Origin of the sequence: Roseateles saccharophilus, from assembly GCF_031458095.1 — a bacterium.
GTDB lineage: Bacteria > Pseudomonadota > Gammaproteobacteria > Burkholderiales > Burkholderiaceae_C > Pelomonas > Pelomonas saccharophila_A.
The window spans coordinates 603,352-627,687 of record NZ_JAVDXU010000002.1 but is presented as its reverse complement, the minus strand read 5'-3'; the positions used below and the strand labels follow the sequence as shown (position 1 = coordinate 627,687).

24 protein-coding genes are annotated in these 24,336 nt (G+C 69.1%); 11 read left to right on the top strand and 13 right to left on the bottom strand.

Annotation, left to right across the window (positions count from 1 at the left end; all coding sequences use genetic code 11):
- Positions 1 to 35: 35 nt before the first annotated feature.
- Complete coding sequence (gene gshA, locus J2X20_RS15530) at positions 36 to 1,529, top strand: glutamate--cysteine ligase (protein WP_310266349.1); 1,494 nt, start codon at positions 36 to 38, stop codon at positions 1,527 to 1,529.
- Here gshA and J2X20_RS15525 read toward each other — a convergent pair.
- Positions 1,526 to 3,682 (bottom strand): putative bifunctional diguanylate cyclase/phosphodiesterase, encoded by a 2,157-nt coding sequence (locus tag J2X20_RS15525; RefSeq protein ID WP_310266346.1) that lies wholly within the window; start codon positions 3,680 to 3,682, stop codon positions 1,526 to 1,528. The two genes, gshA and J2X20_RS15525, sit on opposite strands and share 4 nt — an antisense overlap.
- Positions 3,683 to 4,109: 427 nt before the next feature.
- Here J2X20_RS15525 and J2X20_RS15520 point away from each other — a divergent pair, with 427 nt between their 5' ends.
- Positions 4,110 to 4,775, top strand: coding sequence for a YecA/YgfB family protein (locus J2X20_RS15520; RefSeq protein ID WP_310266342.1), 666 nt, complete (start codon positions 4,110 to 4,112; stop codon positions 4,773 to 4,775).
- Here the strand turns inward: J2X20_RS15520 and J2X20_RS15515 are convergent.
- Entirely contained in the window at positions 4,699 to 5,988 is a 1,290-nt protein-coding gene (locus tag J2X20_RS15515; protein WP_310266340.1) for an Hsp70 family protein, read from the bottom strand. The two genes, J2X20_RS15520 and J2X20_RS15515, sit on opposite strands and share 77 nt — an antisense overlap.
- A gap of 94 nt (positions 5,989 to 6,082) precedes the next feature.
- Between J2X20_RS15515 and prsT the strand changes: the two genes are divergently transcribed.
- Complete coding sequence (gene prsT / locus J2X20_RS15510) at positions 6,083 to 8,869, top strand: XrtA/PEP-CTERM system TPR-repeat protein PrsT (RefSeq protein WP_310266337.1); 2,787 nt, start codon at positions 6,083 to 6,085, stop codon at positions 8,867 to 8,869.
- Positions 8,870 to 9,087: 218 nt separating this feature from the next.
- Here the strand turns inward: prsT and J2X20_RS15505 are convergent, their stop codons facing one another.
- A complete protein-coding gene (locus tag J2X20_RS15505) occupies positions 9,088 to 10,356 on the bottom strand; it encodes a D-amino acid dehydrogenase (RefSeq protein WP_310266336.1) in 1,269 nt (422 codons plus the stop codon).
- Between the two features lie 17 nt (positions 10,357 to 10,373).
- Positions 10,374 to 11,012 (bottom strand): LysE/ArgO family amino acid transporter, encoded by a 639-nt coding sequence (locus J2X20_RS15500; protein WP_310266333.1) that lies wholly within the window; start codon positions 11,010 to 11,012, stop codon positions 10,374 to 10,376.
- 73 nt (positions 11,013 to 11,085) lie between these two features.
- On the opposite strand from J2X20_RS15500, the gene J2X20_RS15495 reads away from it, so the two are divergent.
- Positions 11,086 to 11,991, top strand: coding sequence for a LysR family transcriptional regulator ArgP (locus tag J2X20_RS15495; RefSeq protein ID WP_310266330.1), 906 nt, complete (start codon positions 11,086 to 11,088; stop codon positions 11,989 to 11,991).
- Here J2X20_RS15495 and J2X20_RS15490 read toward each other — a convergent pair whose 3' ends face one another.
- Positions 11,992 to 12,165, bottom strand: a complete 174-nt coding sequence (locus tag J2X20_RS15490; RefSeq protein ID WP_310266329.1) for a hypothetical protein — start codon at positions 12,163 to 12,165, stop codon at positions 11,992 to 11,994.
- A gap of 295 nt (positions 12,166 to 12,460) precedes the next feature.
- Here J2X20_RS15490 and J2X20_RS15485 point away from each other — a divergent pair, with 295 nt between their 5' ends.
- Positions 12,461 to 12,685, top strand: coding sequence for a hypothetical protein (locus J2X20_RS15485; protein ID WP_310266326.1), 225 nt, complete (start codon positions 12,461 to 12,463; stop codon positions 12,683 to 12,685).
- Here the strand turns inward: J2X20_RS15485 and pssA are convergent.
- The 6 genes from pssA to ypfJ form a co-directional block, all read right to left on the bottom strand.
- Complete coding sequence (pssA, locus tag J2X20_RS15480) at positions 12,682 to 13,299, bottom strand: CDP-diacylglycerol--serine O-phosphatidyltransferase (protein WP_310266323.1); 618 nt, start codon at positions 13,297 to 13,299, stop codon at positions 12,682 to 12,684. The two genes, J2X20_RS15485 and pssA, sit on opposite strands and share 4 nt — an antisense overlap.
- Positions 13,300 to 13,311: 12 nt before the next feature.
- Positions 13,312 to 14,427, bottom strand: a complete 1,116-nt coding sequence (locus J2X20_RS15475; protein WP_310266321.1) for a nucleotidyltransferase domain-containing protein — start codon at positions 14,425 to 14,427, stop codon at positions 13,312 to 13,314.
- Entirely contained in the window at positions 14,424 to 15,329 is a 906-nt protein-coding gene (locus tag J2X20_RS15470; RefSeq protein ID WP_310266318.1) for an HprK-related kinase A, read from the bottom strand. The genes J2X20_RS15475 and J2X20_RS15470 overlap by 4 nt, the downstream gene beginning before the upstream one ends.
- Entirely contained in the window at positions 15,323 to 15,598 is a 276-nt protein-coding gene (locus tag J2X20_RS15465; RefSeq protein WP_310266315.1) for a hypothetical protein, read from the bottom strand. The genes J2X20_RS15470 and J2X20_RS15465 overlap by 7 nt, the downstream gene beginning before the upstream one ends.
- A 69-nt stretch (positions 15,599 to 15,667) precedes the next feature.
- On the bottom strand, positions 15,668 to 16,369 hold the full coding sequence (locus J2X20_RS15460; RefSeq protein ID WP_310266313.1) for a hypothetical protein: 702 nt from the start codon (positions 16,367 to 16,369) through the stop codon (positions 15,668 to 15,670).
- A gap of 173 nt (positions 16,370 to 16,542) precedes the next feature.
- Complete coding sequence (gene ypfJ, locus J2X20_RS15455; RefSeq protein WP_310266311.1) at positions 16,543 to 17,415, bottom strand: KPN_02809 family neutral zinc metallopeptidase; 873 nt, start codon at positions 17,413 to 17,415, stop codon at positions 16,543 to 16,545.
- Positions 17,416 to 17,545: 130 nt separating this feature from the next.
- Between ypfJ and J2X20_RS15450 the strand changes: the two genes are divergently transcribed.
- Together J2X20_RS15450 and J2X20_RS15445 are read left to right on the top strand one after the other, a co-directional pair.
- Entirely contained in the window at positions 17,546 to 18,340 is a 795-nt protein-coding gene (locus J2X20_RS15450) for a head GIN domain-containing protein (RefSeq protein WP_310266308.1), read from the top strand.
- A gap of 24 nt (positions 18,341 to 18,364) precedes the next feature.
- Positions 18,365 to 19,006, top strand: coding sequence for a hypothetical protein (locus tag J2X20_RS15445; RefSeq protein ID WP_310266305.1), 642 nt, complete (start codon positions 18,365 to 18,367; stop codon positions 19,004 to 19,006).
- On the opposite strand, the gene J2X20_RS15440 is transcribed toward J2X20_RS15445, so the two are convergent.
- Entirely contained in the window at positions 18,996 to 20,648 is a 1,653-nt protein-coding gene (locus tag J2X20_RS15440) for an alkaline phosphatase family protein (RefSeq protein ID WP_310266302.1), read from the bottom strand. The two genes, J2X20_RS15445 and J2X20_RS15440, sit on opposite strands and share 11 nt — an antisense overlap.
- 61 nt (positions 20,649 to 20,709) lie before the next feature.
- On the opposite strand from J2X20_RS15440, the gene J2X20_RS15435 reads away from it, so the two are divergent.
- From J2X20_RS15435 to J2X20_RS15425, 3 genes are all read left to right on the top strand, one after another.
- Entirely contained in the window at positions 20,710 to 22,200 is a 1,491-nt protein-coding gene (locus J2X20_RS15435; protein WP_310266300.1) for a hypothetical protein, read from the top strand.
- Positions 22,197 to 22,958: an enoyl-CoA hydratase/isomerase family protein gene (locus J2X20_RS15430; RefSeq protein WP_310266299.1), complete on the top strand. Its 762-nt coding sequence runs from the start codon at positions 22,197 to 22,199 to the stop codon at positions 22,956 to 22,958. The genes J2X20_RS15435 and J2X20_RS15430 overlap by 4 nt, the downstream gene beginning before the upstream one ends.
- A gap of 95 nt (positions 22,959 to 23,053) precedes the next feature.
- Complete coding sequence (locus tag J2X20_RS15425) at positions 23,054 to 23,290, top strand: hypothetical protein (protein WP_056266878.1); 237 nt, start codon at positions 23,054 to 23,056, stop codon at positions 23,288 to 23,290.
- A gap of 80 nt (positions 23,291 to 23,370) precedes the next feature.
- Here J2X20_RS15425 and J2X20_RS15420 read toward each other — a convergent pair whose 3' ends face one another.
- Entirely contained in the window at positions 23,371 to 23,931 is a 561-nt protein-coding gene (locus J2X20_RS15420; RefSeq protein ID WP_310266295.1) for a thymidine kinase, read from the bottom strand.
- 168 nt (positions 23,932 to 24,099) lie between these two features.
- Between J2X20_RS15420 and J2X20_RS15415 the strand changes: the two genes are divergently transcribed.
- Positions 24,100 to 24,303 (top strand): hypothetical protein, encoded by a 204-nt coding sequence (locus tag J2X20_RS15415; RefSeq protein ID WP_056266871.1) that lies wholly within the window; start codon positions 24,100 to 24,102, stop codon positions 24,301 to 24,303.
- The last annotated feature ends 33 nt before the right edge of the window (positions 24,304 to 24,336 follow it).

Genomic DNA, 24,336 nt, shown 5'->3' with positions numbered 1-24,336 from the left:
TACCGTTCCGGTCCAATTCCCGGTCCGCGGACGCCATGAACGACAAAGAGACATTGCTCGGCATCCGCCGTGGCATCGAGAAGGAAAGCCTGCGTGCCCTGCCCGGTGGCGGGCTGGCGCTCACGCCGCATCCGGTAGCCCTGGGCTCGGCCCTGACCCACCCCCACATCACGACGGACTACAGCGAGTCGCAGCTGGAGCTCATCACCGGCGTGCATGCCGGGGTGGACGACTGCCTGCGTGAACTGACCGAGATCCACCAGGTCGTCTACCGCGCCCTGGCCGACGAGCGCCTGTGGGTGGGCTCCATGCCCTGCGGGCTGCCGACCGACGAGACCATTCCCATCGGCCGCTATGGCAGCAGCAATGTCGGCCGCGCCAAGAGCGTCTACCGCATGGGCCTGGGCCAGCGCTATGGCCGGCGCATGCAGACCATCTCGGGCATCCACTACAACTGGTCGCTGCCCGGCGTGTCGACCGAGGGCTATTTCGGCACCATCCGCAACTTCCGCCGCGAGGGCTGGCTGCTGCTGTATCTCTTCGGCGCCAGCCCGGCCCTGTGCGACAGCTTCGTCGCCGGCCGCGAGCATGGCCTGCAGCGCCTGTCGGGGCACACCCTCTACCTGCCGCATGCGACCTCGCTGCGCATGGGGCGGCTGGGCTACCAGAGCGACGCCCAGTCCAGCATCGCCGTCACCTACAACTGCCTGGAAAGCTATGCGGCCTCGCTGCAGGAGGCGCTGAGCCGGCCCTACGCGCCCTATGAGGCCATCGGCGTGCAGACGCCCGGCGGCGACTACAACCAGCTCTCCACCAGCCTGCTGCAGATCGAGAACGAGTTCTACAGCACCATCCGCGCCAAGCGCGTGATCCGCTCCGGCGAGCGGCCCCTGCATGCGCTGCGCGAGCGCGGCGTCGAGTACATCGAAGTGAGGCTGATGGACCTCGACCCCTTCGAGCCGGTCGGCATCGGCGCCGACACCATCCGCGTGCTGGACGCCTTCCTGCTGCATTGCCTGAAGAGCGACAGCCCCGACGACACGCCGGACGAGATCGCCGCCAACAGCCGCAACCAGCACCGTGTCGCCGCCCGCGGCCGCGAGCCGGGCCTGATGCTGGAGCATTGGCGTGGTGGTGAACGCAGTCTGGCCGATTGGGCCTCCGAGATCCTGGCCGCCTGCGAGGTGCAGGCCCAGGCCCTGGACGCGGCCCATGGCGGCAATGCCTACCGCAGCGCGCTGCGCCGCGTCGCCGAACGGCTGCACCAACCCGAGCTGTGTCCGTCGGCCCGCGTGCTGACCGTCATGGCCCAGGACTTCGACGACAGCTATGTCGGCTTCATCCGCCGCCAGAGCGACGCCACGCGCGCGGCCCTGCTGGCCATGCCTTTCACGGACGAGCTGCAACGCCGCTTCGAGAAGCTGGCCGCCGAATCGCTGGCCGAGCAGGCCCGCATCGAGGCGGCGGACACGATGGACTTCGAGGAGTTCAGGCGCTTCTACGTCGCGCCCGAACGCATGGCGGTCTAGATCGTCGTGTCCAACGTCGCGTAGACCGACGCACTGAAGCGCAGCCGGTCATCGGGCACGCTGGTGGCCCAGCGCGTCAGCTCGTCGGCCGGCATGGGACGCGCGAACAAGAAGCCCTGCAGCTTGTCGCAGCGCTTGCCGCGCAGCACCTCGGCCTGGCCCTCGGTCTCGACGCCTTCGGCCACCACCTGCAGGCCCAGGGCATGGGCCAATTCGATGACGGCCTTGACGATGGCGCGGGCGTCGGCGCTGCTTTCCAGGTCCTGGATGAAGCTGCGGTCGATCTTCAGCTGCGACACCGGCAGGCGGCGCAGATAGGCCAGGCTGGAGTAGCCGGTGCCGAAGTCGTCGATGGACAGGGACAGGCCGAGCTCGGCCAGGCGCTGCAGCGAGCGCTCGGTGGCGCTGGCGTCGTCCATGGCGACGGACTCGGTGATCTCGCAGGTCAGGTAGCGGGCATCGACCCCATGTTGGGCCAGCGCGGTCTCGAAGCGGCGCACCAGGGCCTCGGGCTGGCGCAGCTGCTGCATGGACAGGTTGATGGCCACGCGCATCTGCAGGCCGGCTTCCCGCCAGACGGCGATCTGACGGCAGGACTCGGCGATGACCCAGTCGCCCAGCGGCATGATGAGGCCGAAGCGCTCAGCCACCGGGATGAAGACAACCGGGCTGATGGCGCCGCGCAGCGGGTGATTCCAGCGCAGCAGGGCCTCGACGCCGGTGACCTCGCCCTCGGCGGTGGCGATCTTGGGCTGGTAGTGCAGGGCCAGCCGGCCATTGCCGGCCTCACCGGCGAGCGCGGCGCGCAGATCGCGGGCCAGTTCGACCTGCTCGCGCACGCCGGCCTGCATATGGGCCTCGAAGAAGGCAAAGCCATTGCCGCCGGCGCGCTTGACCGACTGGGCGGCCGAATCGGCCTGGGCCACCAGGGCCTCGCCCGGGCCCTTGCCGTCATAGAGAGCGATGCCGACGGAGGCCGACAGCCGCAGCGGCTGGCTGCCGGCGCCGGGCACCCCCGTCATCGGCTCGGCCAGGGCATCGAGCAGGCGCTGGGCGATCTGGGCCAGCGTCGTCTCGCCGACCTCGCCCTCGACCATCAGCACGAATTCATCGGCGGCCAGCCGGGCCAGGGTGTCGTGGCCGCGGGCCAGGCCCTGCAGGCGGCGCGCCGTTTCGCGCAGCACCTGGTCGCCGGCGGCCAGGCCGAAGCTGTCGTTGATGGGCTTGAAGCCGTCCAGGTTGACGGCCAGCAGGGCCAGGTGGGCGCCCTCGCGCTGGCCACGGGCGGCGGCATGCTGCAGGCGGTCGTCCAGCAGCTGGCGGTTGGACAGGCCGGTCAGCGGGTCGCGCAGGGCCAGCTCCTGCAGCTCCGTCGTGGCGGCTTGCAGGGATTGCTGCAGCCGGTTGGTGCGGCGCTGGCTGCGGGCGTCCAGGGCCGAGGTGACCAGGGTCAGCAGCAGCAGGGCGAAGGTGGCGCCGGCGACGAGGTTGCCGAGGTTGTCGCCGCGCAGCCCATCGGCGCTGAGGCAGACCGCGCCCTCGGCAATGCCGGCGGCGGCCATGCCCGTGTAGTGCATGCCGGCCACGGCCGCGCCCATGACGAGGGCGGCGACGAGCTGGCACCAGCGGGCCCAGGCTCGCGGCAGCTGGCGCAGGCCGAAGAAGATGACGAGGGCCGCCGCAGCCGCGCCGGTGGCAACGGCGGCTGAAGCGGCCACCAGGCCCCAGTGCCACCGGATGCCGGGGGCCAGCACCAGGGCGGCCATGCCGGTGTAGTGCATGGCGCAGATGCCCGCGCCCATGCTGACGGCCCCGACCGCCAGCCGCAGCGGCGTCAGCGTCTCCTGGGCCGCGACCCGCAGCGCGATGGCCGACACGCCCACGGCGGCCAGCCAGCTCAGCAGGGTGACGGCGGTGTCATAGCCGACCAGGAAGGGCAGCTTCAGCGCCAGCATGCCGACGAAATGCATGGCCCAGATGCCGGTGCCCATGGACAGCGAACCGGCGATCCACCAGGTGCGCGCCACCAGTGAGTCGGGCGTGCGCACGCGTTGGGCCAGGTCCAGCGCCACATAGGACGCGAAGGCAGCGGTCAGATAGGACAGCACCACGACCGCCGGGTCGAAGCGCAGCGCGAGTACAGCGGCGGTCATGGCCGACAGTATGAAAGCTCAATGCAAGATTGATTCACCGCAGCCCGCGGCGGGTGTGAAGGGCTGCCGGAACTCTTCGCCGACAAACCCGCACCAGCCTCGCGCCCCACAGGCGTGCCTCGTGACCGACCTCGCGCTTCCATGGAGCGCGGACAGGCCTCGTGGCACTGGGCCGCAGGCCCGCGGCGCTTCAGCGCCGAGCAGCTCGCGCGAGCGAGGTGCAGGCCACGTGACTGACAAAAAAAGACCCGGTCAGCGTGCTGCCGGGTCGTGAAGCCCTCGGGTGAGGGCGTCGTTGGGATGGCTTCACTGTAGGCGGCCGCCCGGCGCCGCGGTGGGCAATATTCACTTGCGCCTGCCGCTTCCAGACAGCCGGGGACAGCGCTTCTCGCCGCGCTCCAAGGTCTGTCCCGCAAAATCACGCGCTATGTCCGCCCCCCAGCACCCCGCCGCCGACGCCTTCTCAGAAGCCGAACTGGAACGCCTGCAAGCCCTGCTCGATGCGCTGCCGGCGCCGCTGGAGCCGCTGGACGTCAGCATGCTCGACGGTTATCTCTGCGGCGTGCTGCTGCAGCCCGAGGCCGTGCCGCTGAACGCCTGGCTGCCGCCCATCCTGGACAGCGAAGGCCGGCCGACGCCGGCGCGCGTCGATGACGAACTGCTGGCCCTGCTGCGCCGCCGCCACAAGGAGCTCAACGTCGCCATTGCCGGCCGGCAATGGTTCGACCCCTGGATCTTCGAGCTCGACGAGGTCGACAACCCCAGCGAGACCGTGCTGCCCTGGGTGGCCGGGTTTGCCCATGCGCTGGACGCCCATCCCGCCCTGATGCGCCTGCCCGAGGAGCCGTTGCTGGAGCCGCTGGCGGCCATCTATCTGCACCTGGACCCCGACGACCTGGAAGACGCCGACGCCCTGCTCGAGGAGATCGAGTCGCTGGAGCCGCCGGTCGACCTGGAGGAGGCCGTCGAGGGCCTGGTCAGCGCGGTGCTGATGCTGGCCGACGTCTCCCGTCCCGTCAGGCCTCAGGCGCAAAAAGGCGCCGGGCGTGCAGGCCCAGCCCGGTCGCGACCGAAGCAAACCGGTCGCCGCTGACGCGCGCCGCCGCGGGGAAGCCGGCGGCCATGCCGTCCACCAGCAGGCGCAGCCCGGTCGAGCCGCCGGTGAAGTAGAGGGCGTCGATCTGCTGCGCCTTCAGGCCGGCCAGGGCCACGGTTTCATGGGCTGTGGCGATGATGCGGTCGAGGTCGGCGCGCAGCGCGTCCACGGCCGTCTTCTCGCTCAGCGCCAGCACCAGGCCGGGCTCCACGTGGCTGAGGTCCACCGTCGTGTCCTCGCCGCCGGAGACGGCGATCTTGGCGCCCTCGGCGCGCGCAGCCAGCTCGTGGCCCAGTCGCTCCTCCAGCACCGTCATCAGCCGCGCATGCTGGCGCACGTCGTTGAACCAGCTCTTCATGCCGCGCCACTCGGCCACGCGCAGCGGCGAGTAGCAGGTGTTGATGAGATGCCAGGTCGCCAGGTCGAAATAGATGCCGCTGGGCACTTCGCGGCCGCTCGGCCCCGTGGCGCGGTAGCCGAATTCCTGCAGCAGGCCGGCGAGTTCGATGTGGCGGTCGAAGTCGGTGCCGGCGATGTGGATGCCGTGGCTGGCGAGGATGTCGTCGCGGCGCGCCAGGCGCTGCATGCGCTCGGGGCCGACGCGCACGATGGAGAAGTCGCTGGTGCCGCCGCCGATGTCGGCGACGAGCACCACCTGCTCGCCCTTGCCTTCACGGATGGCCTGCTGCTCGAAGTCGAAGGCCGCCGCGATGGGCTCGTACTGGAACTGCACCTCGCGAAAGCCCACGGCTCGGGCGCAAGCCTCCAGCTGGGCCTGGGCGGAGGCGTCGCGCTCCGGCTCGCCGTCGACGAAGAAGACCGGCCGCCCCAGCACAACGCGCTCGGGTTCGCCGGCCAGGCGGCGCAGCCGCTTCAGGTAGCCGGCGACGATGTCCGCATATTTGGCGCCGCGGCCCCCCCCGACATCGGTGGTCTGGTCGATCAGCGGCGAACCCAGGATGCTCTTCATTGACCGCATCAGCCGGCCGTCGTGGCCGTCCACATAGGCAGCCACGGCGGCACGGCCGAAGGCGCGCGGCGGGCCATCGGCATCGTGCGGCCCTTCGGCGTAGTAGAAGACGGCCGTGGGCATGGTGCGCTGACCGGGCTCCAGCTCGATGAGGCGCATGCCGGCGCCCGCCTGGGGCACGGCGACGGCGGAATTGGACGTGCCGAAGTCGATGGCACAGAAATTGGAAGACATGTTCATGACGTCACACCGGAGCAAATCTACCCCTGGGGGCATCACTGACGAGGGGCGCGGATTCTAGGAACACAATCGCGCGCCTGATTTGGGAGATTCAATGAAGACGCGTCATTTCGCCCCCCTGCTGCTGGTCGCTGCGCTGGCCGCCTGCGGACAACGCTCGGAGCAGGACCTGCTTGCCGCCGCCCAAAAGCGCCTGGAGCAGAAGGACGCGAGCGGTGCCGCCATCGAGCTGAAGAATCTGCTGCAGCAGAACCCGGAGAACGCCTCGGGCCGGCATCTGCTGGGCAAGGCTTTGCTGGAGGCCGGCGACTTGGCCGGCGCGGAGGTCGAGTTGCGCAAGGCCTGGGAGCTGGGCGCGCCGCGCGACCAGCTGGCACCGCTGCTGGCCCAGACCCTGCTGCAGTCGGGCCAGTCGCGCAAGGTCATCGGCGAGTTTTCCGACCAGAGCTTCTCCGACCCGGTGGCCATGTCCTCGGTGCAGCAGTCGCTGGCCCTGGCCTTCCTGGCCCAGGGCAATCTGACCGAGGCCAAGGCCGCCGCCGGGCGCGCCCTGGCGCTGCAGCCCGAGTCGGTGGATGCCGTCGTCGTCAGCGCCCGCACCAAGCTCGCGGCCGGCTTCCCCGACGAAGCCCTGGCGGCACTGGACCAGCTCATCCTGAAGAATCCCAAGGCGGTCAAGGCCCTGATGCTGAAGGCCGAGGTGCTGCTGACGCGCGGCAAGATGGAGGAGGCCGAGCCGCTGCTGCGCGAGGTGCTGACGCTGGATCCGAACTCCTACGACGCGCGCTCCCTGCTGCTGCGCATGGCCTTCGGCAACCAGAAGCTCGATGTCGCCACCAAGCTGGTCGAAGAGATGCCGCCCGCCGTGGCCAAGAAGCCGCAAGGCCGCTTCATGCAGGGCCAGCTGGCCCTGGCCAAGGGCGATGCCGCCAAGGCCAAGGAGCTGGCCGTCCCCCTGCTCAAGGTGATGCCCAATTACCTGCCGCTGCTGCGCCTGGCCGCGGGCGCGCACCAGCAGCTCGGCGAGATCGCCGATGCCGAGAACCTGCTGAACCAGGCGATCAAGCTGGCGCCCGACGACCTGGCCCTGCGCCGCCAGTTCGCCGGCCTGCAGCTGCAGCGCCGCGCGCCGGCCAAGACGCTGGAGACGCTGCGCCCGCTGATCGAGAGCGGCAAGGCCGATGCCGAGTCGTTGCTGCTGGCCGGCAAGGCCCAGTTGATGCAGGGCAATTTCGAGGCCGCCGACCAGGCCTTCGGCGCCGCCGCCAAGCTGCGTCCCGACGACGCCAAGACCAGCGCCGCCCTGGCCCTGTCGGCCATCGTGCGCGACAGCGCCGCACCCGGCGCCGCCAATCGCGCCAAGGCCGATGCGGCCATCGCCCAGCTGCGCGACATCGCCGCCAAGGACAGCGGCAGCAACTACGACCTGATGCTGATCAATGCGCTGCTGCGGCGCAATGAACTGCCCGCCGCCCTGACGGCCCTGGACAAGCTGGCGCCCAAGATGAAGGGCAGCCCCGTGCCGGACGGCCTGCGCGGCCGCATCCACCTGGTCCGCAAGGACAACGCCGCGGCCCAGGCCGCCTTCGAGGCGGCACTGAAGGCCGATGCCGGTTATCTGCCGGCCGTGCTGGGCCTGGTCACGCTGGACATGCAGGCCAACCGCCCCGAGCCGGCGATCAAGCGCCTGGAGGCCTTCGTCGCGGCCCAGCAGCATTCACCGCAGGCCCGCCTGGCCCTGGCCGACCTGCTGGCGCAGACACGCGCGCCGCTCGACAAGGTCACCGAGGTGCTGGCCGCTGGCGTGCGCGAGGAGCCAACCGAGCCCGCCCTGCGCATGGCCCTGATCGACCACCAGCTGCGCGCGGGCGACGTGGCCAAGGCCGCCCAATCCGCCCAGGAAGCCGCGGCGGCCCTGCCGCAGAACCCCGACCTGCTGGAGCGCCTGGCGCGCACCCAGCTGGCGTCGGGAGACAAGGCCCAGTCCGCCAAGACCTACACGCGGCTGACCGTGCTGGCGCCCACGCGCGCCCAGGGCTGGCTGGGCCTGGCCCAGTTGCGCTTCATGGAGAAGGACGACGCCGGCGCCGAGCGCGAGGTCAAGCGTGCGCTGGAAGCCGAGCCCGGCTCGATGGCGGCCCAGCGCCTGCAGATCCAGCTGGCCGCGCGCCAGGGCCGTGTCGACGAGGCCCTGGCTTCCCTGCGCGAGCGCCAGAAGAAATATCCCCAGGAAGCCTTTGCGCTGATCGCCGAAGCAGAGATCGAGGCCGGTCGCCAGCACGCCGACGCTTCCGTCGCGGCGCTGCGCAAGGCCGTGGTCCTGCGCGAGCCGGCCGATGCGCCGGCGCGCCTGTTCGCGATGCTGATGGTGGCCAAGAAGCGTGACGAGGCCCTGGCCTTCGAGACGCAGTGGATGGCTTCCCATCCCCAGGACCTGGGCTTCCCGGCCGCCGTGGCCGACGTGCTGCTGGGCCGTGGCGACATGGACGCCGCGCTGACCCGCTACGAGGCCCTGCTCAAGCGCAGCCCCGATGCGCTGGCCGTCATCAACAACGTCGCGTGGCTGCGCAGCAAGACCGGCAAGCCGGAGGCGCGAGCGCTGGCCGAACGCGGCCTCAAGCTCAATCCCGACTACGCGCCGCTGCGCGATACCTATGCCACCGTGCTGGCCAACGAGAAGGACTTCAGCAAGGCCATCAGCACGCAGCGCCAGCTGATCAGCGACCAGCCCGACCAGCCGGCCTACAAGCTCAATCTGGCGCAGATCCTGATCCAGTCCGGCGACAAGCCCGCCGCCAAGGCCGAGCTCGAGGGCCTGGCCAAGCTGGGCAAGAAGTTCCCTCAGCAGGCCCAGGTCGAGGCGCTGCTGAAGACGCTGTAGGTCGGTTCAGGCTGAGGTGTTGGGCCGAGCGCTGGGCCGCTCCCGAGCCGGCCCGTTGGGCGATGTGCTTGCCAGTCGACCTGGCAAGCATCGCCGTCCCCGCGGGGGCTGAGGCCGGACACATGGCGCCCTGTGGGCGGCATGTGCCTGCCGAAGGGCTGCGGCTCATGCCGCAGCGCGGTCTGCAAGACCGGCCAAGGTACTCCTTGGACGAGGGGTCAATAGAACGTGAAAGCCATTTCGGGCTTGCGGCCGGCGATCAGTTCGGCCATGGCATGGCCCGAGCCGGCGCCATGGGTCCAGCCCAGGGTGCCGTGGCCGGCGTTGATCCACAGATTGCGCGCCTTGCGGCTGCGGCCGATATAGGGGATGTTGGTCGGCGTGCTGGGGCGCAGGCCGGTCCAGTAATTGGGCTCGCTGGTGTCGGCCACGCCGGGGAAGAGTTCCTCATAGCGCCGCACCAGGGCCGCGCAGCGCACCTTGGCCGTCGGTGAATCCAGGTTGAGGTCGAAGCCCGACAGCTCGGCCGTGCCGGCGATGCGGATGTGGTCGCCCAGGCGCGAGATGGCGATCTTGCGGGTGTCGTCCAGCAGGCTGACGACGCTGGCCGCCGCGGGCTTCTTCAGGCGCAGCGTCGCCGAATAGCCCTTGGCCGGATAGATGTTGAGGTGCTCGCCCAGGGGCTGGACCAGGGCCGGCGTGTAGGAACCCATGGCCGCGACGAAGGCGTCGGCCTTCAAGACCTTGCGCTCGCCGCTGCGCGTGTGGGCGATCTGCGCGGACTCGATGCCGTCGCCGCTGCGCTGCAAGCCCAGGATGTCGTGCTCATACAGGAATTGCGCGCCGCGCTCGGCGCACAGGCGGGCGAGCTTCTGCGTGAAGACCTTGGCGTCGCCGCTCTCGTCGCTGGGCGTGAAGGTGCCGCCGAAGATGCAGCTGCCAAAGGCCGCCAGGGCCGGTTCGACCTTGAGGACCTCCTCGCGGTTCAGCACGCGGCGGTCCACGCCGTGGCGGCGCATGATCTCGGCACCCGAGGCACCGTTGTCGAAGTCGGCCTGGCTGGAGAAGAAGTGCAGGATGCCGCGCTCCAGGCGGTCGTACTCGATGCCGGTGCGGGCGACCAGTTCCTTCAGCGAGGCGTGCGAGTAGCGACCCAGCTGCACCAGCTCCTCGACATTGCGTTCGAAGGCCGCCGTCGTGCACTGCATCAGGAAGGCCAGGCCCCAACGCCACTGGTTGGGGTCCAGGCGCGGCCGGAACAGCAGCGGCGAGTCGTCGCGCAGCAGCCATTTGGCGACCTTGAAGGGCGCGCCGGCATTGGCCCAGGGTTCGCAGAAGCTGACCGAGATCTGGGCGCCGTTGGCGAAGCTGGTTTCCAGCGCCGCGTCCGGCTGGCGGTCGACGACGATGACCTCATGCCCCTCGTCGAGCAGATACCAGGCGGTGGCGATGCCGATGATGCCGGCGCCGAGAACGACGATCTTCATGGCGATCCTTCGAGTTCTTAGAGGGGTTGCAGGAGGAGTTGTAGACCCAGCGCCGTCATCAGCAAAGCGACGAGGGCATCGATGACGCGCCAGGTGTGGGCGCTGCGCAACCGTGGTGCGGCCGCGGCGGCACCGAAGCCCAGCAGGCCGAACCACATGGCTGACGCAACACCGGCACCGAGCGCAAAGGCCGCGCGCAGTTCGGCCGGCTGGCGCGCACCCAGGCCACCGAGCAGCACCACGGTGTCCAGGTAGACGTGGGGATTCAGATAGGTGAAGGCGAAGGCGGCCGACAACGTCGCGCCCAGGCTGGAGGCGGTGCCGGCGCCTTCCAGGCCGGTCGTTGGCCGCCAGGCTCGGCGCGCCGCCAGCACGGCATAGCCGAGCAGGAAGGCCGCGCCGCCGAAGCGGAAGATTTCCAGCAGCAGCGGCTGGCCCTGGATCAGCGCGCCCAGGCCGAAGACGCCCAGCGCGATCAGCAGCCAGTCCGACAGCGTGCAGACGGCGACGACGGCGCCGACATGCTCGCGCTTGAGCCCCTGGCGCAGCACCAGCGCGTTCTGCGCGCCTATGGCCAGGATGAGGCCCGCGCCCATGGCCCAGCCCTGCGCAAAAACGGCGGGCGCGGTTGCTGAGGCCAGGGTGGAAGCGGGCATCGGCGGATTCTCCGCAGGGACGGCCGATTCAAGAAGATTCATTCATATTCTTCGCCGTACATTAGCAATGCTTATGAATGAGTTCGATCCCGCCGCGCTGGATTGCCTGGCCGCTCTGGCCGATGAGCAGGGATTCGAGCGCGCCGCCCAGAGGCTGTCGATCACGCAGAGCGCCGTCTCCCAGCGCCTGCGCTCGCTGGAAGCCCAGGTCGGCCAACCCCTGGTGGTGCGCTCGCGGCCGCTGCGGCTGACCGAGGCCGGCAAGGTGATGCTGCGCTTCGCCCGTCAGCTGCAGGCCCTGCGCGTTGACGTCGCCCGGGAGCTGGGCGAGCGCGTCGCGCCGCAGTCGCGCCTGGCCATTGCGGTCAACGCCGACAGCCTGGCGACCTGGGTACCGGCGGCCCTGGACGCCCTCGTGCAGCGCGGGCTGCGCGAAGGCTACGGGCTGGAGCTCATCGTCGACGACCAGGACTTCACCCACGACAGCCTGCGCCAAGGCGCCGTGCTGGGCTGCATGTCGACGGTGGCCGAGGCCTTGCAGGGCTGCCGCGTGCAGGCCCTGGGCGTCATGCGCTATGTGGCGGTGGCCAGCCCAGGCTTCCTGGCGGCCCAGCTGCCGGAGGGCCTGCACGCCGGCAATTTCGCCGACACGCCCTTCCTGGTCTTCAACCGCAAGGACGACACCCAGGCGCAGTGGGTGTCACAGGCCTTCGGCGTGCGGTCACCTCGGCTGCGCGAACGCTTCGTGCCGTCCAGCGAGGCCTATGTGCGGGCCGCCGCCATGGGCTGGGGTGTGGGCGTGGCGCCCGAGATCCAGGTACGTCCGCTGGTCGAGGCGGGGCAGCTCGTCATGCTCAGGCCGGAAATCGGTGTCGATGTGGCGCTCTACTGGCATCAATGGCAGTTGCAGGGGCGGGGCGCCCTGCTCGACCAGATCGGAGAGGCGCTGGCCGAAGGTGCCCGCTTGGCACTGGCCTGATCAGCGCGTGGCCGTGGCCGGTGCCGAGGCGGCAGTCGCAGGCGCGGCGACCTGGGCCAGCAGCAGGCTGGCGCCACCCTGCTCGGGGTGCACGGCGTGGGCCATCCAGAGCGTGCTGACCAGCACGGCGGCAATCAGGCCGCTGGCGACCCACTTCAACAGTTCTGAACTCATGCAGTAAGCCGGGGGGCTTGGAGGAGGCGCAGCTTAAGCGCCGGAGCCTGCGAACCTATCCTGAGGTCTAGGGAGCTGCAGAAAAGAATTGCAAAAGCGCAACGCCCCCCTCGGATTGGGGGCGCCGGCTCGAAAGGCCCGTCGCTACTGGGAAAAACAGGCCTTGCCGCCGTGCGGTAATGCCAGTAGAGGCAATATTTACTCACAGATAAGGGGTTCGGTTGTCACATGAATCCCGCACACTGGGCTCACGGTGCTGATGTTGTTGTCAGCCCGTCAAGCGAGTGAGGCTGTCATGCGATTCGTTCCAGCGCTGCGTTTCTTCCGCCGTGACGTCGCTGCGCGCAGCGAACCCGATCCGGCCGACCTCGGCACTGCCTTCGGCCTGGATGCCTGCCTGGATGGCGTGGGCGTCAGCGAATACCGTCACCAGCCGCCCAACGATTTCCTCGAGTCGCAGTCTTCACAGGCGACCCAGGAATCGCCGCTGAGCTGGCTGTCGCGTCGAACGGCCGCTTAAAGCTTGGGAATCCGGATCCGGCTGACCATCAGCGAGCCGGACAGCAGGAACAGCAGCACCAGCGGGTGCAGGCGGAATCCGCCGAGCCACAGCACGCCACCCCACAGCGACTCGCCGACGGCCCCTTGAGCCGCGGCCACCCAGAGCAGCGCGACGAGCAGCATGGACGTCGGGATGGGCGTCCCTTCGAAATACGCGACCTTGTCCGAGCCGGCACTGAGCTTCTCGGCTGTCACGTTGTAGCGCGCCAGCCGGCTGACGCCGCAGGCCACGAAGAACACCAGCACGATGCGGTCGTACAGGCCCTGCATGCCGCAGCCGTAGGCGATGGCCGCCGGCGCGACGCCGAAGGAGATGACGTCGGCCAGGGAATCGAGTTCACGTCCCAGGGCCGAGCTTTTCTGGCGCCAGCGCGCGATGCGGCCGTCCAGCACGTCGAAGGCCAGGGCCAGTGGGATCAGCGCGCAGGCGTAGTGCAGGTGGCGCACCTCGCCGCTTTGCAGATAGGTCATCACCGCGAACAGCGCGCCCATGCCGGCGCAGGCATTGCCCAGGGTGAACCAGTCGGCGAGATGGAACTCGCGGATCATCGAAAAGGGCTTGGGCTTGTCCATGGGTGTTCCGGATCAGCGCTGTTCCACCGGGCCGGCATCTTCGCGCTCGGTGGAGCTCGGTGCGGGCCGGCTGACCGCCTTGACGATGAGGTGAGGCAGCAGCAGGTGCAATGGCATTCGAAGGTAGTGGCTCCGCACATAGAGTGCAAATTCGGCAAGGCGTGTGCCTGGAGCCGTCGAGCCGCGATGGGCGCTGGTCAGGGCCCGCCGCAGCAGGCCTGACATCAGCCGCCGCAGCAGCGGCCCGGGCCGGGAGGGGCAGCGCTGCAGCACATCGTCCGGCACGGGCGTGTGCAGATAGTGCCGGCATAGGCTCAGGCCGTAGAACAGCGGCCGGCCCAGCGACAGCGCCTCTGCGCGGGCCAGCAAACCCTCCCAGAAACCCGGCTGGACGGCATGGCTGCGCAGCAAGCTGTCGAGGTCGACCAGGTCGCGCAGGCCGTGGCCCCATTCGCCTTCGTGCATCAGATGAGTCGCGCTGTGCAGGATCTGGTCGGCCGGCGACGGCACACTGAAGCGTGGGAACTCCGCGACGGGCTGTGCCGCGGCCAGCAGCGGCGCGCTGTGGGTCTTGATGCGCGCGGTCAGCGGCAGGATGTTGTGATGCAGGTCCAGGTTGGTCTGGCGGCGCAGATGCACCATGGGTGGCAGTTCATGCATCCACTGCCGGTAGTAGCGCTCGTCATAGGCCGTCCCGGCGTCGCTGGCCCAGCCGCCCAGCATCAGCGCCGCCTCGGCCTCGTCCAGCTGCTCGCGGGCCACGAGGATGTCGATGTCCGAGAACAGGCGGCCCGGCGCCGGCGGCAGGTCGCCGGCGACATAGGCCGCCCCCTTGAGCAACAGCACGGGCCCAGGCAGGGCGGCAAGATCCCGGCTCAGCATGACCAGCTCCCAGCGCACCGCGCGACGCTGCTGCTCGGCCACGGCCAGCAGCGCGCGCATCTGGCGCCGCACCGGTGGCGGCAGGGCGGGCTCGACACCGGCTTGACCGGCCAGCGCTCCCAGCCGCGCCAGCAGGCCGGCCGACAGGGCTTGCCGCAGCAGCAGGTCCCAGGTCGCTTCGTCGTGGCTCGCCATGCTGGCAGGCTCGCGCAGCGACAGCAGCAGGGCGGTCCAGAGCGGTGTCATGACTTGAGCCCCTCCAGCGCGGCCAGGCCGTCGGCGAGGTCGGAATAGCTGAAATCCCAGCAATGGCTGGCGTCGATCAGCGAGGCCGTCAGCTCGAAGCCCAGCCGGCCCAGCAGGCTGTAGTTGAAGGCATGGCCGGCCAGCCTTTCAAAAGCCTGGGCCTTGGGTACCGCCGTCAGCTGGGTCGGCGCGCCGGCGCGCCAGCGCGGAAAGATGAGTTGTGTCGGCCGAGCCGGCCGCGCGCGACCGGCGACGCTGGCCGCCGAAGGCCGCAGATGCGAGACCGTGCCCTTGTGCGTGTCCCGGGCGGCCTCGCCCAGCACCGCCTGAGGCGCAAAGCCGCGGATCACGTCGATGGACTGGTTCTTCAGGCTGACGGGCCGGGCCAGCGGCGTGACCCGGCCATCGTCGCGGTCGACCATGGCCATTTCATCGGACAGCAGGCGCCAGCCCGACAGCATCAGCGCGGCTGTCAGCGTGCTCTTGCCCGCGCCGGGGTCGCCGGGCATGACCAGGCATTGGCCGTCCTTCTCGAGCACGGCGGCATGGAAGAGCAGGTAATGATTGGCCTGGCTGGCCAGGCACCAGTTCATGCCCCATTCCAGCAGGGCGAAGGCATGGTCGGCCGGCAAGGGCAGGAAGGGGCTGTGCTGATCAAGCCGGAACTCCACCTGCGCGCCCAGCCAGCGGCGCAGTCCCTTGACGGGTTGGACATGCACATGGAAGTCGGCAATGCCGCCCTCGGGCTCCAGTTGGAAATCCGCGTACAGCGTTGCCAGGCCCGCCGCGACGGACGGGAAAGTGCTGTGGATTCGGTAGGCGAAAGGGCCTGTCTTGAGCGTCAGTCCGCCGTGCAGCCTCTGGCTCAGCTCGGCCGGGGACAGCAGGCCTACGGTCAGCATCGTTGCACGAGCAGCAGCTGTTCCAGCTGCTGCAGGACATCGGTGGCGGTCTCCGGGTCGGCTTCCATCAGCGTCGCGAGTTCATCGAGCGCGGCCGGCGGCGCTTCAGCGAGGCGTTTCAAAGCCGGCACGAGCCAGGCGGCCAGGCGATGGGTGTCGTTGGACAGCCCGTGATGCACCATGCAGTCATCACCCCAGACACGGATCGACAGATCGGCCCCATAGGTGAGCGCCCATCGAGGCGTTGGCACTGGATCGGTGGTGGTCACGGAATGGCTTCAGAAAAGACTTCGGGCGTCGCAACGGACGCCCGAAGTGTCACACCGATGGTTCGGCGCTCAGGAGTACAGGCTCTGGAAGTAAGCCATGACCTGGTCGGCGTCCCAGAAAACCGTCGTGTTGACCTGGTATTTGCCACCCACCGGGGCGACCGCATTGAACATCTTGATCGCCTGGGCGACGGTGATCGGGTAGTCGGTGCCGACGCTGAGGGAATTCAGGATGGTTGCCACGGTGGCGCGACCCAGCGCGTAGATCATCGTGTCGTTCAGGCCGCCGGGGGAATTCAGCACCTGCAGCAGGGTGGCCTTGCTGCCGCAGGAAGCGAAATTCGAGTCGCGCAGGCCATAGCAGACGCAGGCCGAGGATTCGGCCCTGTAGCGGAAGGCGTCGATCAGCGTCTGGCCGCCGCTGGCAAAACCGCCGAAGACGGTGCCCTTGTTGCCGCTGAAGCTGCAGCTGGAGGTGGGCGAATTGCCCTTCAGCGTGCCGGCCGGCCAGCTGCTGGCGTTCTTCCAGTAGCCGGGCGACTTGCCAAGCGACTTGCAATTGACCTGGTTGGGGTGGCTCGACGTATTGCCCGACATCTGCCCCGAAATGGTGCAGTTGTAGGGCTGAGTCGCCAGCGCCGGCTTGCTCAGCAGGCTGCCCAGCACGACCGGGGTCGCCGCACCCGCTTTGGCGAAGCGCCGACGAGACGCATCGACGGGGGCCGGCGCCTGGGGCGTCGACTGCGGGTCGGGGATCTGGCGTTCGCTCATGACAGTGGGCCTCGTATCGTTTTTCGGTTGCACCAGACTAGGGAGCAACTCCCCTGGCCTCAGGGCGGGCCGATGCTATGGAAGGGCTCGGCGGTTTGGATGGGAGTGTTTCACACAAAGCCTTTTGGGGGTCATCTGGCGCCCCCTTGATTGGGTGGGCCTGAATCGGGGACTTAGAGGGCGGCTGACGAAAACGTGTCACATGCCTTCAGGTCGCCCGCCTGCAAGCCGGTCTTGAACCAGCGCACCCGCTGGGCACTGCTGCCGTGGGTGAAGCTTTCTGGCACGACGGTGCCGCGGGCACGCTTTTGCAGGGTGTCATCGCCGATCTGGCTGGCCGCGTTCAGCGCCTCCTCGATATCGCCCTGTTCCAGCCAGCCCTTGCTGCGCTGCGACAGATTGGCCCAGACACCGGCAAAGCAGTCGGCCTGGAGCTCCAGCTTGACGCTCAGGGCATTGGCTTCCCGCTCCGAGACCCGGCCGCGGGCTCGGTCCAGCTTCTCGGTCGTGCCCATCAGGTTTTGTAAGTGGTGGCCAACTTCGTGGGCGATCACGTAGGCCTGGGCGAAGTCGCCGGGCGCCCCCAGGCGCTGGCGCATGACCTCGTAGAAGCCGAGGTCGATATATACCTTGCGGTCGGCCGGGCAGTAAAAGGGGCCCATGGCGGCCTCGCCAGCGCCGCAGGCGGTGGGCCAGCGGTCGCGGAAGATGACGAGCTTGGGCGCGGGGTATTGCTGACCCGAACGCTGGAAGTAGCCACCCCAGACGTCCTCGGTGTCGGCCAGCACCCGGCTGACGAAAACGGCGCCCGGGTCTTTCGGGTGGTGTTCGGCGGGTGCGCCGGACTGCACAGCCGGCGCGCCGCCGCCGCCATCCAGCAGGCCGAGCACCGTCAGCGGATTGATGCCAAAAGCCCAGGAGGCCAGCAGGGCGACGACGATGCCGCCCACTCCCAGGCCGCGTCCGCCGATCGGCAGGCCACCGCCGCCGCCGCTGCCTCGCACGTCCTCGACGTTCTCGCTCTCGCGCTGGCCATCCATCTTCATGTCGGGTCTCCTGCAGATCGGCCCATCCTACGGCCCATGCCCGCAGAAATGCAGTCTGTCGCCCGAGGGCGGCGCCGCATCGGCCTGTCGGACAGACTGCCGCCATTCATCCGACACCGGGAGCCCCTGCATGAAACGCCTCGCCTTCCTGATCCTGATCGCCGCCGCCTGCGGCACGGTCGCCGCCGGCGACAACGATTGGCGCCTGCGCATCAAGAAGGAGTCCGACGGCTGGACGGCCCATTTCAGCGGGCCGATGGACTACGGCAGCGGCAAGAATCGCATCAAGGGCTCTGGCGTCAAGGTCGAGAAGGCGCGGGCGCTGGGGGCGTTCAGCAAGCTGCGCATCGATGGGCCTTTCGATGTCAGGCTGGCCCAGGCGGGCAGCGACCAAGCCACCGTCGTGGCCGACGACAACATCGAGCCCCTGGTCGAGACCGTTGTCGAGGGCGATACCCTGGTGGTGCGCATGAAGCGCGAGGCGGGCTTCACGACGCGCTCAGCGCCGGTCTTGCGTGTCGACGCCCGCGCCCTGCAGGCCATCGCCATCAACGGCTCGGGCGACCTCAGCGCTGAGCGCTTCAAGGCCGACAGCCTCAGCCTGAGCATCGTCGGCTCGGGCGATGTGCATTTCGGCGTCGTCGAGCTGAAGGATCTGAACGTCAGCATCAGCGGCTCGGGCGATGTGCGCCTGGCCGGCCGTGCCGATCAGCAGAGCTGGTCGGTCAGCGGCTCGGGCGATGTCGATGCCCGCGCCCTGGCGGGTCGTGCGGCCAAGGTCAACATCAACGGTTCGGGCGATGTGTCGATCGGCGTCACCGAACAGCTGGACGTCCAACTGAGCGGTTCCGGTGATCTGAGCTATGCAGGCCGGCCGCAGTTGCGCCAAAGCGTCAGCGGTTCGGGCGAGATCAGCCGCAGATAAGCCTGGCCGGCCCAGAATCGGGCCGTGAACCCCAATGATCTCTGGTGGCAAACGCTGGCCGATGGCCCGCTGCTGCTGGCCCTCTTTGATGCCGGCGACCGCCTGCAGCAGGCCAATGCCGCCTATCGCCAGGCCTGGGGCCTCGATGCGACGGCCTTGCCGGGCTGGATCGAGATGGTCGAGGCCGCCGGCCAGGCGGGCGTCGGGCCTGTCGATGCCCCGGAGCGGCGCAGCCGCATCGCGCAACGAGGCTATGAGCAGGCCTGGCGCGACGGCCGGCGCCTGTGGTGGCTGGAGCAGCGCACGGCGGACGGCGGGCTGGCCTTGACGGGCGTCGACATCAGCGCACTCGCCGGCCCGCGGCCGTTGACGGGGCAGCTGTTGTCGGCCCAGGCCGGCCGCGAACTGCTGCAGGCCTTGCTGGCCGATCCGCGCGCCTGGCCCCTGTCCGTGGCCACGCTGGCGGCGGACGCCGACCCCGCCGAGCTGCTGGGCCGCATCCGCGGCGAGGATGGCTGCATGCGGCTGGAGGATGGGCGGCTGCTCGTCATGCTGCCGTCCACCGGCCCGGCCCAGGCCGTGGCCCTGGGCGAAAGGCTGGGCGCGCTGACGCTGACCGAGGCCGTCTGGGGCGAGACGGCCGCGGCCCTGCTCTCTAGGGCCTGAGCTTCAGGTCCCGCCCCTGGGCCTGGGCGGGTGCCGCCAGACCGGCAATGCCGGCCAGCGTCGGCGCCAGGTCGGCCACCTCGACGCGCTCCTTCATCTCGCCCTGGCCGACATAGCCCGGGCCCCAGAACAGCAGGGGCACATGGGTGTCGTAGTCATGCGGGCTGCCATGGGTGCTGCCGCCGGGGCGGTAGCTGAAGATCCAGCCGCGCTTCAGCACGATCTGCAGCTGGGCGGCGCGCGTCGGGTCGTAGGACTTGCGCATGGCCTCCAGATACGGCGTCGTGGTGTCGCTGCCCAAGAGCTGCTCGCGCGTGAAGACGGCCTCCACGCCCGGCAGCTTCAGCAGCTCCTCGCGGGCGGCGGTCTGCACGTCGGCGAACTTCAGGCCTTTGTCGGCCACGAGCTTCTCGTTCAGCAGCAGGCCGGAGGCGGAGAAGGCCCAGGCCAGCTTGTCGACGCCGAACCTGGCGACCAGCGCGGTATTCACCGCGGCCAGCGCCGGGCCGTTGGTGAAGCGGCCGGCATCGCGGCCCTGGGTGGCGGCCCATTCCGGCGTGTCGGTGAAGCCGTGGTCGGCCGTCAGCGCCAGCACATAGTTGCCGGCGCCGACTTCCTTGTCCAGGAACTGGAAGAAGGCCTGCAGATGGCGGTCCAGGTGCAGGGTGTGGTCATGCGAAAGCCGCGACTCGGGTCCGAAGGCATGGTTGATGTAGTCGTGGCTGGACAGGCTGACCGACAGGATGTCCTGCACGCCGCGCTGGCCCAGCTTCTCGTTCTTCACCGCGGCGCGGGCGAAGGCCAGTGTCAGCTCGTCGCCGAAGGGTGAGGCCAGCAGGCCGCCGTAGAAACGCGGGCCGGGGCCGTCCATCTTGTCGCCGATGACGGCCGGCAGCCTGTTGCCATTGCCGCTGGCGATCTGCCAGGACTGGCCGTCCGGCACCGAGCGGGCATAGGCCGATTCAGGCAAGAGCGGCGCCCAGGTCTTCTTGAAGAAGGCATCGGCCGGCTTGGCGGCATTGAAGTCCGTCACCCATTGCGGATGGGCCTGCATGTAATAGGTGCTGGAGGCGAAGCGGCCCGTCTCCGTCATATACATATACGCCGTCCCCTTGTGCCCGGCCGGCAGGATGGCGCCGCGGTCCTTGCCCGAGATGCCGATGACCTTGGATGCGGGCGATCCCGTGCGCAGCACATCGCCCAGGGTCTCGACCTTGAGATTGCGCGGGCTGGTGCCGGACAAGGGCGCGGTCGGGCTGTCGATGTACTGGTAGTCCGGGTCGCCGGTGTTGTAGACCTGCTCGCCCGTGACCGGGTTGCGCCACTCGTTGCTGATGATGCCGCTGCGCTGCGGATAGGCGCCGGACAGCATCACCGAGTGGCCAGCCGCCGTGACCGTGTGGCCGTGACCATAGTGGGCGTTGGCAAACCAGCGGCCATGGTCGAGGAAGCGGGCGAAGCCGTCGGCGCTGAGCTGGTCGCGGTAGCCGGTCACCTGACGCATTGGCAGCCCGTCGATGACGACGAGGACGAGGAGCTTGGGCTTGTTCTGCGGCGCCGCGGCGGGCGGTGCCGTCGTCGTGCAGGCGGACAGTGCGGTGGCGAGGGCCAGGCTCAGCAGGCGGCGACGAGTGTGCAACATGACGTTTTTGTGACAGTGAACCCGCGAGCTTACGTCGTCACAATGTCTGGCTTGTAAAGCCATGCCCGAGCCGGACGCCTTCGACCCCACCCATGCACTGGACGGCTGGCGTCCGCCCGCGCCCGCCCCCCTGCCCGAGTTGGCGCTCGGCGCGCTGCTGGTGGGCGACGGTGCCGCCAGGCCGCTGGCCCTCGGCGTCTCGCCGGGGAGTTTCGATCCCACTCATCTGCTGGACGACTGGCGCCCGCCCGTGCCCGCGCCGTTGGACCTGGAACTCAAGTCCCTGCTGCGTACCGGTTCGGGGCCGGACGAAGCGACGCTGGCGCGGTTGAAGGCGAGGGGTTACGAGATGCTGGATGTCGAGGACATCGAGGTGGTCGAAGCGTCTGCGCCGCGCGTCGTGACCGTGGAGGCCTGGGTGCAGGAGATTCCGCCCGCGCCGTCAGTCGCCGAGGCCGATCTCGCACCCACGTCGTTGTTGGAGGAGGTCGAGCAACCCGAGGCGGCCGTAGACGTGCCGCTGCCGGATGAGCCTGCTTGGCCGCTCTTCATGGCAGAGGCCCAGGTGCTGGAGGTCGGGGCGCCGTTGATCGAGCCGCAGGCAGCCGCGGCCGAATTCGTGTCGCTCGATGTAGCGGCGGCGCCCGCCGGGCTCGGTGCAGTTGTCGAGGACAGCGGAGCGACGAAGCCGGTGCAGCCTGCCGTCGTCGAGGCTTGCGAGTCCGATGGCGAGGTCGAACCACCACGGATCGACCGTGATGCTGCCCCGCTGGTCGAAGCGGTAGATCTGGTCGAAGCCATGGAGCCTGCCGCCGACCCCCTGCCGCACGTTGCCATCGTGGAAGCGCCGGCATTGGACCTTCATGTCCCGCCGGTGGAGTTGCCCTCCTTTATCGGTGACATTCATCTGCCCCCCGCTGCGCCTCCCGTCGAGGTCGAAGCGACGGTGCTGGACTTCCATGCCGCACCGCCACCGCCCGAGCCTGATCCGTTGTCGGTCATCGCGAGCATCGAGCTGCCCAAGGTGGCTCCGCCGCCGGCCGTCGTCGAGATGCCGGAGGTGGACATCGCCGCCCTCATGCCACATCCGCCGGCGCCCGATCCGCGCCTGATGGCGCGCTGGCAGGCCGGGGCCTGGACGGCGCTGGCCCGGCAGGTTGCCGGCGCGAGCGCAGAGCTGTCACAGACGCTGGGCGGGCCGCGTGTCGAGACCCATGCGCCGCAGTGGCTGTGCGCGATCTGGCCGCCACAGGCCGCCGAAGCGCCGCTGGGCCGCTGGCCCGAGCTGGCAGCCCTCGTGGTGGCCGAAACCCGGGTCAGCGCCTTGCAGCAGCTGCTCGCCGAATTGCCGGACGAGGCGCCGCTGTGGTCGGCGGATCTGGAGGGCGACTGGGATCTGGTCGCCGAACTCGTGCTGCACCAGGACACCCAGCTGAGGCCGACCCAGGTCCGGGCACTTCGCGAGCTGGCCGAGGCGGAGCGTCATGCCCGCCAGATCAGGATCGGCGAGGGTTATGCGCTGCAGGGCCGCCTGGCGAGGCGGCGCGCGTGACCAGCGGACAGGCGCCATTGCTGGAAATCGACGCGGGCGTGGCCCGCATCACGCTGCGCCGCCCGCGCCAGGCCAACCGCCTGGCCGTCGATGACCTCGGCCGCCTGCGCGGCCTCATCGACGAGGTGAATAGTGCCGAGGCGGTCCGCGTCCTCGTGCTGGCCGGCGAGGGCAAACACTTCTGCAGCGGCTTCGACCTCAGCGCCCTGGGCGCCATCGACGCCGGCGCGCGCTTCGGCGAACTGGCCGAAGCGCTGGAGGCGGCACGGCCCATCACCATCGCCCGCTTGCATGGCGGCGTCTATGGCGGCGCGGCCGACCTGGCCCTGGCCTGCGATTTCCGCCTCGGCGCGCCGGCCTGCGAGATGTTCGTCCCGGCGGCCCGCATCGGCCTGCACTTCTATGCCGGTGGCCTGCAGCGCTTCGTCAATCGCCTGGGCTTGCCCACGGCCAAGCAGGTGCTGCTGGCCGGGCGCACGCTGGACGCAGCGGCCCTGTTCGGCTGCGGCTATCTGGACCAGTTGCTGCCCGACGTCCAAACCCTGGACGCGGCACTGGTCGCCCTGACGGACGAACTGCTCGCCATGGCGCCGCTGGCCCTGCTGCCGATGAAGCAGCATCTGAACGCCATTGCCGCCGGCCGTCTCGATAAAAAACAGCTCGCCGCCGACATCCTCAAGGCTCGCGATTCGGCCGATCTGATCGAAGGTCAGGCGGCCTGGGCGGGCAAAAGACCTGCGCGATTCAAGGGGGGTTGAAAGCCCTAGGAAGGGGCTTTCGCCACATCGTGGAAAATACGGGGCCTGCGCCTCTACCCGGCGCCCCCTTTTAAACACTCTTCGACAGGACCAGCGTGGCCAAAGAAACCACCAAGACCACCATCGAAGCGGATGGTCTGCGCTACCGCTCCAAAGCTCCCGGTTCGCCCTTCGCGGCAACCTCTTCCTTCGGCGCCGCGACGATGTCTTGCTTCCTCTGCGGCAAGCACCGCCCACGCGCGATGCTCAAGTCCAAGAAGCTGCTGGGCAAGTCCCAGCCCGTCTGCTCGCCGTCCTGCAAGGAACTGGACGCCCAGATCGCCGCCAAATAAGGCTTTATTGCCTCGCCTTGCGCGAGGCGCATGAAAGAGCAGCGCCGCCACGGGCCAATGCCCGTGGCGGCGTTTTGCTTTCAACCCTGGCGAAAGCAGCGGCCGCAAACCGAGCGGTAACGGGCATTGCCGCCGATCTCGACCTGGGCGCCTTCAGTGACCTTGCGGTTGTTGGCATCGACGCGCATGTTCATCGTCGCCTTGCGGCCGCAGTCGCAAATGGTCTTCATCTCGTCCATCTCGTCGGCCAGGGCCAATAGCGCGGCGGAGCCGGGGAAGAGTTCGCCCTGGAAATCGGTGCGCAGGCCGTAGCAGATGGCCGGCAAGTTGCGCAGATGGGCCATCTCGTGCAGCTGCTGCACCTGGCGCTTGGACAGGAACTGGGCCTCGTCGACGAGGATGCAGGCGATGCCGGGCGTCTCGTCCATCAGCGCGATGAAGTCGGTCTCGGCATCGAACTGCTCGACCTCGCGTTGCGGGCCCAGGCGCGAGGTGACAAAGCCGCGGCCATAGCGGTCGTCCAGCCGGGCCGTGAAGATGCGCACCTTGTGGCCGCGTTCCTCGTAGTTGTGCGCCACCTGCAGCAGGGCGGTGGATTTGCCGGCATTCATCGCGGCATAGCGGAAAAAGAGCTTGGCCATGGGGTGTTCTGGAGCGGAGCGGCATTGTCCCCGCTGGCCGACCCCGCGGATCGGGGTGGGGAAAGCCCGCGGTTTCGCACTCTTTAGTCAAGAACCTGGGGCTTGCGAGATGGCGCTGTCATCTTCGGCGTGCGTCAATTCACGTTTCGTCCCGACCTGTGCCGAAGAATGAGCAAAGACACCGTCACCGCGGTCCGCCAGGATGGCTTGCGCTACCAGTCGAAAATCGGCGGTTCGCCCTTCCTCGGCAGCGGCCACACCCGCTCCTGCTTCAAATGCGGCAAGCACCGTGCGCCGGCCAGCCTGCAGTCCATCCGGCTGCTTGGCCGCAACGAGGTGGTCTGCAAGCCCAACTGCAAGACCCTCCCCTGAGTTTTCCTGATCCGTCGACGGTTCGCGTCTGAC

Excerpts from the sequence above, each read along its gene's own strand:
- gshA (WP_310266349.1), top strand. The coding sequence starts at position 36 with ATGAACGACAAAGAGACATTGCTCGGCATCCGCCGTGGCATCGAGAAG.
- J2X20_RS15525 (WP_310266346.1), bottom strand. The coding sequence starts at position 3,682 with ATGACCGCCGCTGTACTCGCGCTGCGCTTCGACCCGGCGGTCGTGGTG.
- J2X20_RS15520 (WP_310266342.1), top strand. The coding sequence starts at position 4,110 with ATGTCCGCCCCCCAGCACCCCGCCGCCGACGCCTTCTCAGAAGCCGAA.
- J2X20_RS15515 (WP_310266340.1), bottom strand. The coding sequence starts at position 5,988 with ATGAACATGTCTTCCAATTTCTGTGCCATCGACTTCGGCACGTCCAAT.
- prsT (WP_310266337.1), top strand. The coding sequence starts at position 6,083 with ATGAAGACGCGTCATTTCGCCCCCCTGCTGCTGGTCGCTGCGCTGGCC.
- J2X20_RS15505 (WP_310266336.1), bottom strand. The coding sequence starts at position 10,356 with ATGAAGATCGTCGTTCTCGGCGCCGGCATCATCGGCATCGCCACCGCC.
- J2X20_RS15500 (WP_310266333.1), bottom strand. The coding sequence starts at position 11,012 with ATGCCCGCTTCCACCCTGGCCTCAGCAACCGCGCCCGCCGTTTTTGCG.
- J2X20_RS15495 (WP_310266330.1), top strand. The coding sequence starts at position 11,086 with ATGAATGAGTTCGATCCCGCCGCGCTGGATTGCCTGGCCGCTCTGGCC.
- J2X20_RS15490 (WP_310266329.1), bottom strand. The coding sequence starts at position 12,165 with ATGAGTTCAGAACTGTTGAAGTGGGTCGCCAGCGGCCTGATTGCCGCC.
- J2X20_RS15485 (WP_310266326.1), top strand. The coding sequence starts at position 12,461 with ATGCGATTCGTTCCAGCGCTGCGTTTCTTCCGCCGTGACGTCGCTGCG.
- pssA (WP_310266323.1), bottom strand. The coding sequence starts at position 13,299 with ATGGACAAGCCCAAGCCCTTTTCGATGATCCGCGAGTTCCATCTCGCC.
- J2X20_RS15475 (WP_310266321.1), bottom strand. The coding sequence starts at position 14,427 with ATGACACCGCTCTGGACCGCCCTGCTGCTGTCGCTGCGCGAGCCTGCC.
- J2X20_RS15470 (WP_310266318.1), bottom strand. The coding sequence starts at position 15,329 with ATGCTGACCGTAGGCCTGCTGTCCCCGGCCGAGCTGAGCCAGAGGCTG.
- J2X20_RS15460 (WP_310266313.1), bottom strand. The coding sequence starts at position 16,369 with ATGAGCGAACGCCAGATCCCCGACCCGCAGTCGACGCCCCAGGCGCCG.
- ypfJ (WP_310266311.1), bottom strand. The coding sequence starts at position 17,415 with ATGAAGATGGATGGCCAGCGCGAGAGCGAGAACGTCGAGGACGTGCGA.
- J2X20_RS15450 (WP_310266308.1), top strand. The coding sequence starts at position 17,546 with ATGAAACGCCTCGCCTTCCTGATCCTGATCGCCGCCGCCTGCGGCACG.
- J2X20_RS15440 (WP_310266302.1), bottom strand. The coding sequence starts at position 20,648 with ATGTTGCACACTCGTCGCCGCCTGCTGAGCCTGGCCCTCGCCACCGCA.
- J2X20_RS15435 (WP_310266300.1), top strand. The coding sequence starts at position 20,710 with ATGCCCGAGCCGGACGCCTTCGACCCCACCCATGCACTGGACGGCTGG.
- J2X20_RS15420 (WP_310266295.1), bottom strand. The coding sequence starts at position 23,931 with ATGGCCAAGCTCTTTTTCCGCTATGCCGCGATGAATGCCGGCAAATCC.
- J2X20_RS15415 (WP_056266871.1), top strand. The coding sequence starts at position 24,100 with ATGAGCAAAGACACCGTCACCGCGGTCCGCCAGGATGGCTTGCGCTAC.